This is a genomic window from Dactylosporangium vinaceum (genome assembly GCF_019904175.1).
Taxonomy (GTDB): domain Bacteria; phylum Actinomycetota; class Actinomycetes; order Mycobacteriales; family Micromonosporaceae; genus Dactylosporangium; species Dactylosporangium vinaceum.
On sequence record NZ_CP061913.1, the window covers coordinates 4,722,750 to 4,735,121 of the forward strand.

The window sequence follows — 12,372 nt, forward strand, 5'->3', positions numbered from 1 at the left end:
ACAGGTCAGCGCCTTGATCGACAATCGAGACGGCAGCGCCGCGGCGGTGGCGGCCCGCCGGCCGCGATGGTAGTGGCCGGGGCGACTTGGCGGAGCGCCTCCGCGGACGCGGCGGTTGCGGCACGATGACCCGATACGGGCAGCGGTGACAGGGAGGTTGGTGTGGGAAGTCCCGCGTTCTTCGAGGTGCGCACCCACGACCGTGACGTCGCGGCGGAGTCCCTCAACCTCCTCATCGAGCACCGGCCCCGGATGCGCTTCGCCGACCCGGCCGCCGTGGACGTCTCCCTGCGCAGCGCCAACTACGACCGCCTCGGAGCCGATGCGGTGCGCATCGGCGGGGCGCAGTACTCCGGCGCGGTCGACGGCGCCGCGTTCCTCCTGGCCGGAGCCGTCCTGCAGGGCAACGGCGTCCTGCACCGCGGCCGCGAGTCGATCGTGTTACCCCGGACCGGTGGCTTCCTGTACCCGACAGGCGTCCCCTTCACCGCCGACTGGGACGACGTCACCCTGGCGATCGTGCGCATGCCGATCACGGAGATCGCCGAGCTCGCCGAGGCCACCAGCGGGCTGCCGGCGGCCGACCTGCGTTTCGAGTCCGTCACGCCGGTGTCCGAGCCGATGCGCCGCTACTGGTCGGCGACCGCCACCCACCTCGTGCGCCAGCTCGCCGTGCCCGACGCGAACCTGCCCCCGCTGGTGCTGGAGCAGTTGCGGCAGCTGGCGGCCGCCACGCTGCTGACGGTGTTCCCGAACACGATGATGACCGCCGCCCGGCTGCCGGGCCCGGGGCGCGTCCCGCCCGCCGCCGTACGCCGGGCCGTCGCCTTCATGGACGCCCACGCCGCCGAGCCGCTCACCGCGGCCACCATCGCCGCCGCGGCCGGGATCGGCGTGCGCGGCCTGCAGGTGGCGTTCCGCCGGCATCTCGATCAGACCCCGCTGGAGTACCTCCGCCGCGTGCGCCTGGAGCACGCGCACCGTGAACTCCAGGTCGCCGAGCCGGGCAACGGCACCACCATCAAAAGCATCGCCCGCCGCTGGGGCTTCGCCAACCCCGGCCGCTTCACCGCCGAGTACCGCACCGTGTACGGGCACCTGCCCAGCCGCACCCTGCGCACCTGAGACAGGCCCGGCCACGGCGTGGACGAGGATGCCCCGGCCGCGGCCGGCCGGTCAGCCGGGCGGGTCCGCCGCGGTCCACAGGAGGTCGTCGACGGGGCGGCGGACCCGGGCCGGGGCGGGGGACAGGGCGCTCGGCGGACGGGGCCCGCTGTCGGCCGGGACCCGCCCGATCGCCGACATCGACGTGACCTCCCAGTGGCCGGGTACGGCGAAGTCGGCGGCGACGGCGGCCTGGTCGAAGGCGCGGAACTGGCGCACGGACAGGCCCAGGGCGCCCGCCTGGAACGTCATGTGGGCCACCGCCTGGCCCAGGTCGTAGTGGGCGAACTCGGAGAACTCCCAGTCGGTGCCTTCCACCCAGCGGTGGGCCAGGTTCGCGACCAGGACACTCGCCGACGGGGCCCACCGGCCGGCGCTCGGCGCCAGGTGGCGGATCAGGCGGCGGTGCGTGTCGTCGCCGCGGCGGGCGACGATGAACGCCCAGGGCTGGGAGTTGCCCGCGGACGGAGCCCACCGGGCCGCCTCGACCAGCAGCTCCGTCCCGGCGGGGGTGACCTCGAACGCGGGGTCGAACACCGTGGGGCTCCAGCGGGCCGCCAGCAGCGGGTGCAGACCTGGCGGGGTCAGGTCGTCGCGCATCGGGACAGCGTCACACGGGTACCCCAGCGGCGTCGGGGTTTGTCCGGGCAATGAGGCGCACGACACGGCAACTGCGCGCCGGACACGCCCGGACGGGCATGATGCTCACAGGCTGGAACCGGGTGGAACGCCCGGAAGGTGGAGCGCGGCGACGGTGAAGGGGTGTTCGGGTGCGCGAGTTCGAGGTGCTGCTGGCCGGGTTCTTCCGGGCGGTGTCGTTCGAGGCGGGGACCGTGCCCGACTACGAGGCGATCCGCGCCGTGTTCGCGCCGCGGGGGCTGCTCATCCGGGCGGTCGGGGCGCCGGCGGAGGTGAGCACCGTCGACGAGTTCATCGCGCCGCGGGTCGCGCAGGTGCGCTCCGGGGCGCTGACGGCGTTTGCGGAGTCGGAGATCAGCGGGGCGTCGCAGGTGTTCGGCAACGTCGGGCAGCGGTGGAGCCGCTACGACAAGCGGGGTGTCCTCGACGGGGCCGCGTTCGCGGCGCAGGGCTGGATCTCCACGCAGTTCGCGCGGACCGGCGACGGGTGGCGGATCACGTCGATGGCCTGGGACGACGAGCGCTGAGCCGCACCGCGAGCGCGGCACCGCCGCTCGGCGCGGTGCCGCGGCCCGGCGCTACCAGACCCGGGTCCGCGCCCGGCCGGAGCGCAGGGCGGCGATCGGGCCGGGCGCACCAGCCGTGCGCCGGGCGCCGGTCAGGTCGGTGTCGATGCGCGCGGGGGTGCCGTCGGGCTCCTCGAAGTCGGCGTCGGCGACCCGGACCCGGGGCAGGTCACGGCCGGTGAGCGCGGCCAGGCGGGCGCCGTCGAACTCCGGCGGGAGGTCGGTGTCGAGGTACACGCCGTCACCGTCCTCGGCGACCGCGGCGGCGCCGCCCGGCAGGACCAGCGGGTGCTCCTCACGGTCGAACGGCGCGGCGCCGGCGGCGTAGACGTTGCCGCCGGCGTAGACGGGCTGCAGTACCCCCAGGAATCGCTTGTGATCGCCGGGCGGCATGGCGGCGATGCGGTCCAGGTATTCGGCGAAGGAGGCCGGGTAGCCGTCGTATCCGGCGGTGCCCGCGACCGCGGCGCCGACACCCTCGGCATCCGGGCCGTAGGCGGCGGCGGGGTCGACACCGACGAACAGGTTGCCGATCCAGCGGTCGTCACCGCCGGTGATCGTCGCGAACCCGGCCACGTGGGTGCTGTGCGGGCGGTGGTACGGGGTCGCGCGGTCCGGCACCGCCTCCAGCCGGACCGTGCCGGCGATCAGGTTGCCGACGAACGCGCCGCCCTGACTGAACAGCTCCAGCGCCGCCTTCGACGCGAAGATGTTGTGCTCGACCAGGTACGGGCCGTGGCTGACCTCGACGAACACGTCACGGCTGTTGCGGTACAACACGTTGCGGGCGATGCGGGTGCCCTGCGTCTGCCAGTCGAGCCAGATGCCGAGGGTGCAGTCGTGGATGCGATTGTGGCGGATGGTCACGTCGATCGCGGCGTGCAGCTTGATGCCGCCGATCTCGTAGCCGTAGAACTCGCGCTTGGTCGCGATGTTGTAGATGTGGTTGTCCTCGATCGTGGAGAACACGCCGCCGAGGTGCCCCACGATGCCGTTCTGGCCGCAGTCGTGGATGGTGTTGCGCCGGATCAGGTGCGAGCCGATGTGCTCGCGGTCCCACCCGATCTGCCGGGCGGCGAAGACGGACTCGAGCTGGTACTGGTAGCCGGGCTTGTCGCCACGCTCGGAGGCGTAGTTGTGGCCGGTGGACGCCTCCTTGCCGATCGAGATCGCCGAGCATTTGGCGTCGTGGATGTGGTTGTCCTCGATGACCCAGCCCTTGGCCCAGTTCGGGCCGATGAGACCGGGCTGGTCGGCGGTCGGGGGCGTCCACGGGCTGGCGGCGTGGGCGAGTTCGAAGCCGCGTACAGTGATGTAGTCGAGGTGGTGGCGCTCGGGGAAGAACACCGACCGGCGCACGTTGATCTCGACGAGCTCGTGGTTGGGGTCGGCGCCGCCGAAGTTCACCCAGATCGTGGTGGCCCCGGCCGCCGGGCGCACGTCTGCGCCGGTGTGCGTGCGTGGGTCGGCGCCGGCGTGGGTGCTTGGTTCGGCGCTGACTTCCGCGTACCAGACCAGGCGGGTTCGTTGCGGGTCGTCGATCGGCACCGTGACGCCGGTCCAGCCGTCGACGACCTCGGTGCGCAGCGGCGGGTCGGTGACCTGGTCACGGCCGGCGACCTCGAAGCCGCTGACGCCGTTGAGGTACACGTCGCCGAGGTGCTTGCGGGGGGCGCCGTCGCGGTACGCGATCCAGTCGCCGGCGATCTCCTCCGCGAACGGGTTGAACTCGCCGAACACGTCCCCGGCCACGGTCGCCCGCCACACCGACCCGTCCTCGCGCTCCCAGCCCGTCACCCGCTCCGAGCCCTTGATCACGACGTGCTCGCCGGCCGCCGCCTCGTACGTGATCCGCCGCGCGTCGCTGAGCCCTCCGCGGCGCGGCTTCACCCACTCCCGGTACTCCCCGGCGTGCACCACCACGGTGTCGCCCGCGTGCGCGGCCGCCGCGGCCCGGTTGATCGTGCGAAAGGGCCGCTCGGCCGTGCCGTCGGCACCGTCCGAGCCGGTCGTCGCGACGTGGAACACCGTGGTCATCTGCGGTCCGCCTTCCACCGGCAACACGCTGGGCCGGCAGGCACCGCGCCGGCCGCACCGTGCGAATGCTAACCGCCGCACGGCATCCCGGGCGAGGGCCGGACCACTGGATGGACGCCGCTCGATCCCTGCCCGGTCCCGGCGCGATCGCTCCCGCCGCGGTCGCGGCTGCGGCGTCGGCTCCGGCCTGGGTCGGTACAGTCGCCGCCATGGTGATCTACGTCGACGAGTACGACCCGGCGTGGCCGGCGCACGCCCAGGCCGCCATCGCGGAGCTGCGGGCGGCGCACCCGGGCCTGTTCACGGCCGTCGAGCACGTCGGCAGCACCGCGATCCCCGGGCTGCCCGCGAAGCCGGTCATCGACCTGATGGCGGCCGTTGCTGTGCTCGGTGCCGCTCCGGAGATCAGCCTCGGCTACGCGCTCGTCGACACCGGCATGCCGGAACGCTACTTCTACCGCCGCGAGGCCGACCCTGGTGCGGGCCGCGACGGCGAGGCGTCGGCGAGCGGAGCCGGGGCGTCAGGTGGGCGTGCGTTGCCGGTGCACCTCCATGTCGTGAGTCTGGCGTCGTGGGAGACGCGCAACGAACGGCTGTTGCGGAACTTTCTCGGACGGCACCCGGCCGCGCGCGACGAGTACGGGCGGCTGAAGCAGCGCCTGGCGGCGGCCGGGCACGACGGCGACTCGTATACGCGGGGCAAGACCGGGCTCATCCAGCGGTTCGTCGATGCGGCCCGGGACGAGCTCGGACTGGCCCGGGTGCCGGTCTGGGAGGAGTAGGCGTGGGTGCTGCCATCCCCGTTCCCGATACCAACCCTAATACCTGAAACTAATTCACGTCTTACGCCCGGCTCACACCCGGCAAATCCGGCACCCCTCGTGGCGGCTGCGGCGGGCGATGCCCCAGCGCGGGCGGGCCGGGCCGGGGCGTGTTCGCAACGACCACGACCCCACCTCACCCATCGGGCACTATGGAAGTGTGCTGAGCATCGAACTGGCCATCGAGCTGCGCGAAGCGGGCCTGGACTGGCATCCGGCGCCCGGCGACCGCTTCGCCATCCCCGACCGTGACCTGGACGATCAGGCGTTCGTCCTCAGCGACATGATCGTGCAGCTGCACGACCTGCCCGGCGGGGACGCGGTCATCGGGTTCAACGGGACCACCGAATGGGCAATGGACGACATCTCGCGGGACGAGGCGATCTGGCTGCCGCACGAGCACCAGCTGCGCCTGCTGCTCGGCGAGGCGTTCCGCGGCCTCGAGCGCTCCGGCGACGGGTGGCGGGTGTCGGTCACCGGGCGGGCCGACTCGTTCGGGGCCACCCCGGAGGACGCGTACGCGCTGGCCGTGCTGCGCACGCTCCTGCCCGCGGAGTAGGGTGCCGAGTGTGGATCTTCCTGATGGGCTGCGCGAGCTGCTCGAACACAACAGCCTCTGCTACCTGACCACCCTCATGCCCGACGGCTCGCCGCAGATCACCCAGGTCTGGGTCGACACCGACGGCAAGCACATCCTGATCAACTCGGTCCGCGGCCATCAGAAGGTCCGCAACATCGCCCGTGACCCGCGCGTCGCCGTCGCGGTCGGCGACCCGGCCCAGCCCCGCCGATACTTCCAGATCCGCGGCCGGGTCACCGGCGTCACCGAGGACGGCGCGGTGGAGCACATCGAGACCCTCGCCCAGCGGTACCTGGGCGGCCCCTACCCGTGGTTCGGGGGCCGCGACCAGGTCCGCCTGCTCATCACCATCGAACCGGAGCACATCACGGGGCAGTGAGCCCCGCGCGGCCCGTCACGCGGGCGTGAGGTGCGCGTTGCGCAGCACGAACATGCCGCCGCGCACCTCCGGCCGCCACCCGTGCGCGAGCGCGTGCTCGACGAGCGCCTTCACGTCCCGCGGCGTCGGATGCCAGGACTCGTCAGTCACCGGCGCCGTCAGGTCGGCCTGCAGCACCCGCGAGTGCCTGCCGCCGCCCCACACCCGCACGCGCACGACCCGCAGGCAGGCGCCCTCGGTCCCGGGCACATACCGCACGGCGGCCCGCCACACGAAGTCCGCCGCCCCGATGTGCAACGTGCGCAACCGGACACCCATCGTCGCCCCCTCCGTCGTGCTCCACAGTGGACTTCGGTACCCGGAGAGGGATTCGAACCCCCAGTACGCCGGGTCTGAGCCGACGGCCTCTTCCGTTGGGCCACCCGGGCAAGGTGGTACCGTGCATCTCCTCATGCGAGCCAACGGGGAGAATCGAACTCCCTCCTCCGGGTTACGAATCCGGTGCACCACCATTCGTGCTGCATTGGCACCGCTCCCTCGCATGGACTCGAACCACGCTTCCAGCATCCAGAGTGCTGTGTCCTGCCGACTGGACGACGAGGGAATGTCGTATCGCTCCGGGGGCAGGAATCGAACCTGCGGGTGCCGCGTTCAAAGCGCGGCCACGGCGCCAGCGCCGTACCCCGGAACATCGAACGGTAGTGGGGACTCGAACCCCATCTATGCCTGCTTGGAAGGCAGGTGTCCTACCTGTTGGACAACTACCGCACGGAGCCATCCGCCCTGGACGGCGGTTCGACGCTTGTGGCAGTTCGCGCAACGCACGACGCACTTCGCAATCTCATCGGCGATTCGCTGCCAGTCCACCAGATGCGTCATGGCGGAGATGTTGTCGCCCTTGTCACCCCGAACGTGGTCGAACTCGAGCACCATCGGGTCGGCCTCGCCGCAGTCCACGCATGGATGCGCCGATAGGAACTCGATGATCCTGATCATGTTGCGAAGCTTTGCCTCATTGCGCCGGGACTGAACCTCCACGATGAGGCGCGGCTTGTTCCGCTCGTAATGATCGCGCCGACCATCGCTGCAGCAGTCCCTGCATCGAGATTGACGCGAGCCCGTGGACCGCTTCCGAATCGCGAAGTGCTCGATTGCAAGGGTCTGCCGACATCCAGTGCATCTCTTGGTCGTGGCCAGTCGGTCTGGCGTTGCGCCGGGAAGTGACAGCCCGTGGCGACGACACGCATCCTCCAGCCGGCGGTAGTTCCGTGACTGAACGGAAATCCCTAGGTTTATCAATACCGCCCGTGGGCTTGCCGCTCCATCGATTGCCGCGATCAACCCGTTCCGGTCATCGAATCGCAGGTCCACGGTAGGCAACCTACAGCGTCGTCGTCATCGGTTCAAGCCATATGGCCACACTTCGTAGCGAGTAGGGGAGTCGAACCCCTGTTTCCGCGCTGAGAACGCGGCGGCCTGACCGCTGGCCGAACCCGCCATGTGTATTCACGTGTCAACGAACAGTGCTTCGTTGCGCAGGGGCGACAGGATTCGAACCTGCAACCTTCGGTTTTGGAGACCGACGCTCAGCCAATTGAGCTACGCCCCTAAGCGGCGAAAGGCAAAAGAAAAACCGCCCTTGTCCCGGGGTACCGGACGGGCGGCTTCGAGGAAGCGAAGAACGCTTACCCGTGCCACCGTCGCGGGCGCTCGAGGCCCGTGAACAGCGCGCCACCCAGCGTGGGCGGTTGCTGCCCGGCTTCGGTCGCGGTCCACGTCGTCATCGCTTCGGCCTCTCGCTGTGTGTGTCGCGCCGTGAGTATTCCGGTGCGGCTGTCTCGTTCGCTTGCACCGCAAACGATACGGACCGGGGATCGGGCGGGCAACGCATTAACTGCGTAATGTCCATGCCATGGGCGGGGACGGGTACACGGCTCGGCTGGCGCCGCGGTGGCGGCGGCTGCTCGTGGCCGGGTCGGTCGTCGTGTCCGCGCCGCTGTTCGTGCTGGAGCCGGCGCTGCTCGGGGTCGCCGGGGCGCGGATCGTCGCGGTCCTGCTGCTCGCCGTGCAGGCGGCCGCGCTGTGGTCGCTCGACGTGCGCCCGCGGGCCGCGACGGCCGTCGTGCTGCTGGTGAGCGCCGGGTTTCAGGTGCTGTTCCCGGCGTTCGGGCCGGGTGTGGCGTTCGTGGTCCTGTGCACGTACGCGTGGCTGCGCCCGGCCGGTGAGGCCCTGCCGGTGCTCGGGCTCGCCGTCGCCGCGGTGTGCGGGCCGGCGCTCGGGCAGCAGCGGTGGCTCGCGGCCGGGCTGTGGCTCGGCGCGTGCCTGCTCGCCTGGAGCTGGGGTGCGCAGGCGCGGGCGCGCGGGGCCCGGCTGGTGGCGCAGCGGCGGCAGGCGGCCCTGGAGGAGCGGGCCCGGATCGCGCGGGAGCTGCACGACGTGCTGTCGCATACGGTGTCGGTGATGGTGGTGCAGGCGGCCGCGGCCGACGACGTGTTCGACATCAACCCGGCCAAGGCCCGGGAGGCGCTGCGGCGCACCGAGGAGGCCGGCCGGCAGGCCCTCGCCGAGCTGCGCTGGTTCCTGCGCACGGTGCGCGAGGACGGTGACGGTGACGGTGACGGCGGGCCGCAGCCGATGCTCGCCGACCTGGAGCGGCTGGGGCAGTCGGTGAGCGCGGCCGGCCTGCCGGTCGACCTGGTGCGGGAAGGCGACGGGGACGTGCCGTCGGCAGTGCAGCTGGGGGTGTACCGCATCGTGCAGGAGGCCCTCACCAACGCCCTGCGGCACGCGCCCGGGTCGAGGGCCTCGGTGCTCGTACGGGTCGGCGGCGGCACGGTCCTGGTCCGGGTGCGCGACTTCGGCGGCGTTGGGCCGTCGCCGGGCAAGGGCGGCGGGCAGGGGCTCGTCGGGATGCGCGAACGGGCGGCGCTGCTGGGCGGGACCCTCGCGGCCGGGCCGCACCCGGACGGCGGGTTTCAGGTCGAGGCGGCTATTCCGGTCGGAGGTCGGGTATGACGATCAAGGTGCTCATCGCGGACGATCAGGTCCTCGTCCGGTCCGGGTTCCGGATGATTCTCGAGGCGCGCGACGACCTCGAGGTGGTCGGCGAGGCCGGCGACGGCGCGGAGGCGGTCGCCCTCGCCGCGCGGACCGACCCGGACGTGGTCCTCATGGACGTGCGGATGCCGGGCACCGACGGCATCGACGCCACCGCGCGGCTCACCGCCGCCGGGCCGCGGCCGCGGGTCATCATCCTCACGACGTACGACCTGGACGAGACCCTCTACGCGGCGCTGCGGGCCGGCGCCTCCGGGTTCCTGCTCAAGGACGTGCGGCCGGCCGAGCTCGTGGAGGCGGTCCGGGTGGTGGCCCGCGGTGAGGCGCTGCTGGCCCCGACCGCGACCCGGCGGCTGCTCGACCGGTTCGTGGCCACCGACACGACACCGCCGGCGCCGGTCGGGGTCCTCACCCAGCTGACCGAGCGGGAGCGGGAGGTGCTGCAGCTGCTGGCCCGGGGATCGGCCAACGCGGAGATCGCCGCGCAGCTCGTGGTGGCCGAGGCGACGGTGAAGACGCACGTGTCGGCGATCCTGCGCAAGCTCCGGGTCCGCGACCGCGTCCAGGCCGTCATCCTCGCGTATGACATCGGGCTCGTCCGGCCCCGTTCCTCATCCTGAGGTCTGAGAAAAGAGTTCGGACCGTGGTCCGACGCGCCGCGCCCCCGAACTTCCTACCGTCGAAGCATGACCCCGCAGCAGCGCACCGCGATCCGTGTCGTCGTCGGTCTGCTCATCGCGAGCCTGACCGTCAGCGTCGGCTTCGCCCTGCTCACCCTGGTGTTCCGCAACGACGTCGTGGCCTATCAGCTGGCCCGGCAGCCGGGCGCCGACCGGGCCGCCCTGCAGCGGACACTGTGGACCCGGCCCGTCCCGATCCTGGCCGTCGCCGTGCTCTACATCTGGGTGACGCGCCAGCTCCTCGCGGGCGTCGCCGCCGCCTACCGCCGGGTCCGGATCGTCTCGGCGTTCGGGTTCGTCGCGGTGGCGTATCTGGTCGTGGCCGCCGAATACCCGGCGTGGCTGCGCGGGCTGCAGGCAGTGCAACTGCTGCTGTTGGCGCTGCTGGTTCTTGCCGTGAACCGGCCCGTCGTGCGCTCGGCGTTCCCGCGGGTGCCGGACCCCCGGCCGCGCAACCGCAAAGCGGCGTGGCTGCTGGTGGGCACGGCGCCGGTCGTGGCCGAGCTGACACTTGGCACGATCCCGCTGCGCATGGCGTGGGTGCTGCTGATCTTCACGCCGCTGTACGGCGGGGGCGCGCTGTTCGTCCGGGAGATCGTGCGGCGCGCCGGTGGCGGCTACGCGAACCTGCTGCTGATGGGCGTCGCCTACGGCATCGTCGAAGAGGGTCTGGTGCTGCAGAGCCTCACCAGCCCGCACCTGTACCACGCGGCCGGGTGGGCGCCGCGGCTGCTCGGGGTGAACACCGACTACACGCTGCTCAACCTGGTGTACCACGCGGTCTTCAGCATCACGGTCCCGGTCGTCGTGGTCGAGCTGTGCTTCCCGGGCCACGGTCAGCGGCCCTACCTGCGCCGCGGTGGCCTGATCGCGACCGGCCTGATCGCCCTGGCCGGTGCGGGCATCGTGCGGCTGACCGTGCCGCCGGCCGAGGACCCCGGATATACGATGCCGCTCGCCGCGGTGCTCGTCTTCGCGGCCGTCGCACTGGCGGTGACCGTGGTGGCACTGCGGGTACGCGTGCCGGGGGCCTCGCCGGCCCGGCCGCCGTCGGCTCCCGTGGTGGCCGCCGTCGCCGGGGCCGGTGCGCTGCTCTTCTTCGGGCTGGCCTGGCCGTTCGGCGGGGCGACGGGGCCGGTGTTCACGCACGGCACGTGGTCGCTGCTGCCAATGGTGGCCGCCGCGGCGCTGGTGGTCGCGCTGGTGTACTGGCTGCGCCGGTGGAGCGCCGCTGCGCAGTGGACGCGGGAGCACCTGGTCGCGGCGTGCACTGGCGCGCTTGTCGGGCACACGGTGTTCGGGCTCGCCGCGCAGGCCGACGGCGCGGCCGACCGGCTGTTCCTCGCGGCGGTCGCGGCGGCGACACTGGCGCTGGGGACCGCGGCGATCCGGCGGCCGGTCGCGCCGGTACTGTTGGCGTGATGCGCAGCGTTGCGGTCGGTGCCGACCCGGGCAGGTTCCATCCTGCACCGGGGCGCCGCCGCCCGCCCGGGCCGCTGCGACCTGGCGCTCCATTCGTCCACTTTGGATTCTCGAAACTCGTGGCGCTCGATGTCCCGCGGCCGGCGCCCCCGCCCGGCGACCGGCATGAGAGTCTGGGTGGGGGACCGTTTGCGCATCGTTGAGATTCGGCGGTACCCGGTGAAGTCGATGCTGGGCGAGACGCTCACCGCAGCCACTGTCGGCCCCCGCGGGCTCGACGGCGACCGGCTGTGGGCGGTCCGCGGCCCGGACGGGAAGTTCGGCAGCGGCAAGCACACCAGACGGTTCCGGCGCATGGACGGGCTGTTCGACTTCCGGGCCGCCATCGGCGGGCCGCTCGCCGGCGCCGACGCCCGCACCGGCGGCCCGGTCCCCGAGGTCGAGCTGCCCGACGGCCGCCGCTTCGCCGCCGACGACCCGCTGGGCCACCACGCGGTGAGCGCCGCCCTCGGGCACACGGTGACGCTCACCCCCGAAGCCGGCATCCCGCACCACGACGAGGGCCCGGTCAGCATCATCACGACCGCCGGCCTGCGCCTGCTGGCTTCGTTCGGCGCAGCGGAGCCCGACGGCGCGCCGGTCGACGCGACCCGCTTCCGCGCCAACCTGCTCATCGACTCCGACGTCGTCGAGGACCACTGGGCCGGCCGGTCGCTGCACGCGGGCCCGGAGGTCGTCCTGCGCGTGGTCCGCCCACTGACCCGCTGCGTGATGATCGACCTGGCCCAGGACGCCGCGTGCGCGCACGGCGAACTGCTGAAACTCCTGGCCGCCCACCACGACATGACATTCGGCGTCTTCGCCACCGTCGAACGCCCGGGCACGCTGGCCGTCGACGACGAATGCTTCACCCGCTGACCCCGCCCGGCAAGCACCACCCGCCCGCGGCGCGCTCGTGCGCAAGCTCGACGACCCGCCGCAGCCGTCAGCACCACACGGTGACGTGGTCAGCCTCGACACCATGAT

The 12,372-nt window shown here is 72.3% G+C and carries 13 protein-coding genes and 7 tRNA genes; 10 read left to right on the plus strand and 10 right to left on the minus strand.

The features are described 5' to 3' along the window. Nucleotides 1–162 precede the first annotated feature (162 nt). Nucleotides 163–1,125, plus strand: coding sequence for an AraC family transcriptional regulator (locus tag Dvina_RS21010; protein WP_223104170.1), 963 nt, complete (start codon nt 163–165; stop codon nt 1,123–1,125). A 51-nt stretch (nt 1,126–1,176) separates the two neighbouring features. On the opposite strand, the gene Dvina_RS21015 is transcribed toward Dvina_RS21010, so the two are convergent. Further along, nucleotides 1,177–1,764, minus strand: coding sequence for a nitroreductase family protein (locus Dvina_RS21015; protein ID WP_223104171.1), 588 nt, complete (start codon nt 1,762–1,764; stop codon nt 1,177–1,179). A 170-nt stretch (nt 1,765–1,934) separates the two neighbouring features. Here Dvina_RS21015 and Dvina_RS21020 point away from each other — a divergent pair, with 170 nt between their 5' ends. Continuing rightward, nucleotides 1,935–2,330 (plus strand): nuclear transport factor 2 family protein, encoded by a 396-nt coding sequence (locus Dvina_RS21020; protein ID WP_223104172.1) that lies wholly within the window; start codon nt 1,935–1,937, stop codon nt 2,328–2,330. Between the two features lie 51 nt (nt 2,331–2,381). On the opposite strand, the gene Dvina_RS21025 is transcribed toward Dvina_RS21020, so the two are convergent. Continuing rightward, on the minus strand, nt 2,382–4,406 hold the full coding sequence (locus Dvina_RS21025; RefSeq protein ID WP_223104173.1) for a right-handed parallel beta-helix repeat-containing protein: 2,025 nt from the start codon (nt 4,404–4,406) through the stop codon (nt 2,382–2,384). Nucleotides 4,407–4,615: 209 nt separating this feature from the next. Here Dvina_RS21025 and Dvina_RS21030 point away from each other — a divergent pair, with 209 nt between their 5' ends. The 3 genes from Dvina_RS21030 to Dvina_RS21040 all read left to right on the plus strand — a co-directional run bounded on the left by Dvina_RS21030 (nt 4,616) and on the right by Dvina_RS21040 (nt 6,186). After that, a complete protein-coding gene (locus tag Dvina_RS21030) occupies nt 4,616–5,188 on the plus strand; it encodes a GrpB family protein (protein WP_223104174.1) in 573 nt (190 codons plus the stop codon). A 199-nt stretch (nt 5,189–5,387) separates the two neighbouring features. Next, entirely contained in the window at nt 5,388–5,786 is a 399-nt protein-coding gene (locus tag Dvina_RS21035) for a pilus assembly protein CpaE (protein ID WP_223104175.1), read from the plus strand. A gap of 10 nt (nt 5,787–5,796) precedes the next feature. Continuing rightward, nucleotides 5,797–6,186 carry a PPOX class F420-dependent oxidoreductase gene (locus Dvina_RS21040; protein ID WP_223104176.1) on the plus strand — a complete coding sequence of 130 codons (390 nt, stop codon included), beginning with the start codon at nt 5,797–5,799 and terminating at the stop codon, nt 6,184–6,186. Between the two features lie 15 nt (nt 6,187–6,201). Here Dvina_RS21040 and Dvina_RS21045 read toward each other — a convergent pair whose 3' ends face one another. The 6 genes from Dvina_RS21045 to Dvina_RS21070 form a co-directional block, all read right to left on the minus strand. Next, entirely contained in the window at nt 6,202–6,504 is a 303-nt protein-coding gene (locus tag Dvina_RS21045; RefSeq protein WP_223104177.1) for a hypothetical protein, read from the minus strand. Nucleotides 6,505–6,541: 37 nt separating this feature from the next. Then, nucleotides 6,542–6,614: transfer RNA gene (locus tag Dvina_RS21050), tRNA-Leu, on the minus strand. Nucleotides 6,615–6,642: 28 nt separating this feature from the next. Then, a tRNA-Thr gene (locus Dvina_RS21055) sits at nt 6,643–6,714 on the minus strand. 4 nt (nt 6,715–6,718) lie between these two features. Then, nucleotides 6,719–6,790: transfer RNA gene (locus Dvina_RS21060), tRNA-Gln, on the minus strand. Nucleotides 6,791–6,801: 11 nt separating this feature from the next. Continuing rightward, nucleotides 6,802–6,874 (minus strand) — tRNA-Gln (locus tag Dvina_RS21065). Nucleotides 6,875–6,880: 6 nt separating this feature from the next. Continuing rightward, a tRNA-Gly gene (locus Dvina_RS21070) sits at nt 6,881–6,954 on the minus strand. Between Dvina_RS21070 and Dvina_RS21075 the strand changes: the two genes are divergently transcribed. Then, nucleotides 6,928–7,161, plus strand: coding sequence for a hypothetical protein (locus Dvina_RS21075; RefSeq protein ID WP_223104178.1), 234 nt, complete (start codon nt 6,928–6,930; stop codon nt 7,159–7,161). The genes Dvina_RS21070 and Dvina_RS21075 overlap by 27 nt on opposite strands. Before the next feature lie 451 nt (nt 7,162–7,612). On the opposite strand, the gene Dvina_RS21080 is transcribed toward Dvina_RS21075, so the two are convergent. Next, nucleotides 7,613–7,684, minus strand: a tRNA-Glu gene (locus Dvina_RS21080). A 38-nt stretch (nt 7,685–7,722) separates the two neighbouring features. Then, nucleotides 7,723–7,795, minus strand: a tRNA-Trp gene (locus tag Dvina_RS21085). Between the two features lie 303 nt (nt 7,796–8,098). Here Dvina_RS21085 and Dvina_RS21090 point away from each other — a divergent pair. The 4 genes from Dvina_RS21090 (at nt 8,099) to Dvina_RS21105 (ending at nt 12,264) form a co-directional block, all read left to right on the plus strand. Next, nucleotides 8,099–9,202, plus strand: coding sequence for a sensor histidine kinase (locus Dvina_RS21090; protein ID WP_223104179.1), 1,104 nt, complete (start codon nt 8,099–8,101; stop codon nt 9,200–9,202). Then, nucleotides 9,199–9,864, plus strand: a complete 666-nt coding sequence (locus Dvina_RS21095) for a response regulator (protein WP_223104180.1) — start codon at nt 9,199–9,201, stop codon at nt 9,862–9,864. Before Dvina_RS21090 ends, Dvina_RS21095 begins: the two co-directional genes overlap by 4 nt. 66 nt (nt 9,865–9,930) lie before the next feature. Next, nucleotides 9,931–11,346: a hypothetical protein gene (locus Dvina_RS21100; RefSeq protein ID WP_223104181.1), complete on the plus strand. Its 1,416-nt coding sequence runs from the start codon at nt 9,931–9,933 to the stop codon at nt 11,344–11,346. Nucleotides 11,347–11,535: 189 nt separating this feature from the next. Continuing rightward, the gene (locus tag Dvina_RS21105) at nt 11,536–12,264 is read left to right on the plus strand and encodes an MOSC domain-containing protein (RefSeq protein ID WP_223104182.1); all 729 of its coding nucleotides are present in this window, start codon (nt 11,536–11,538) and stop codon (nt 12,262–12,264) included. Nucleotides 12,265–12,372: the final 108 nt, after the last annotated feature.

Bases quoted from the DNA above. Each gene is read 5' to 3' on its own strand.
- Dvina_RS21025 (WP_223104173.1), bottom strand. From the start codon at position 4,406: ATGACCACGGTGTTCCACGTCGCGACGACCGGCTCGGACGGTGCCGAC.
- Dvina_RS21045 (WP_223104177.1), bottom strand. From the start codon at position 6,504: ATGGGTGTCCGGTTGCGCACGTTGCACATCGGGGCGGCGGACTTCGTG.
- Dvina_RS21015 (WP_223104171.1), bottom strand. From the start codon at position 1,764: ATGCGCGACGACCTGACCCCGCCAGGTCTGCACCCGCTGCTGGCGGCC.
- Dvina_RS21030 (WP_223104174.1), top strand. From the start codon at position 4,616: ATGGTGATCTACGTCGACGAGTACGACCCGGCGTGGCCGGCGCACGCC.
- Dvina_RS21095 (WP_223104180.1), top strand. From the start codon at position 9,199: ATGACGATCAAGGTGCTCATCGCGGACGATCAGGTCCTCGTCCGGTCC.
- Dvina_RS21100 (WP_223104181.1), top strand. From the start codon at position 9,931: ATGACCCCGCAGCAGCGCACCGCGATCCGTGTCGTCGTCGGTCTGCTC.
- Dvina_RS21090 (WP_223104179.1), top strand. From the start codon at position 8,099: ATGGGCGGGGACGGGTACACGGCTCGGCTGGCGCCGCGGTGGCGGCGG.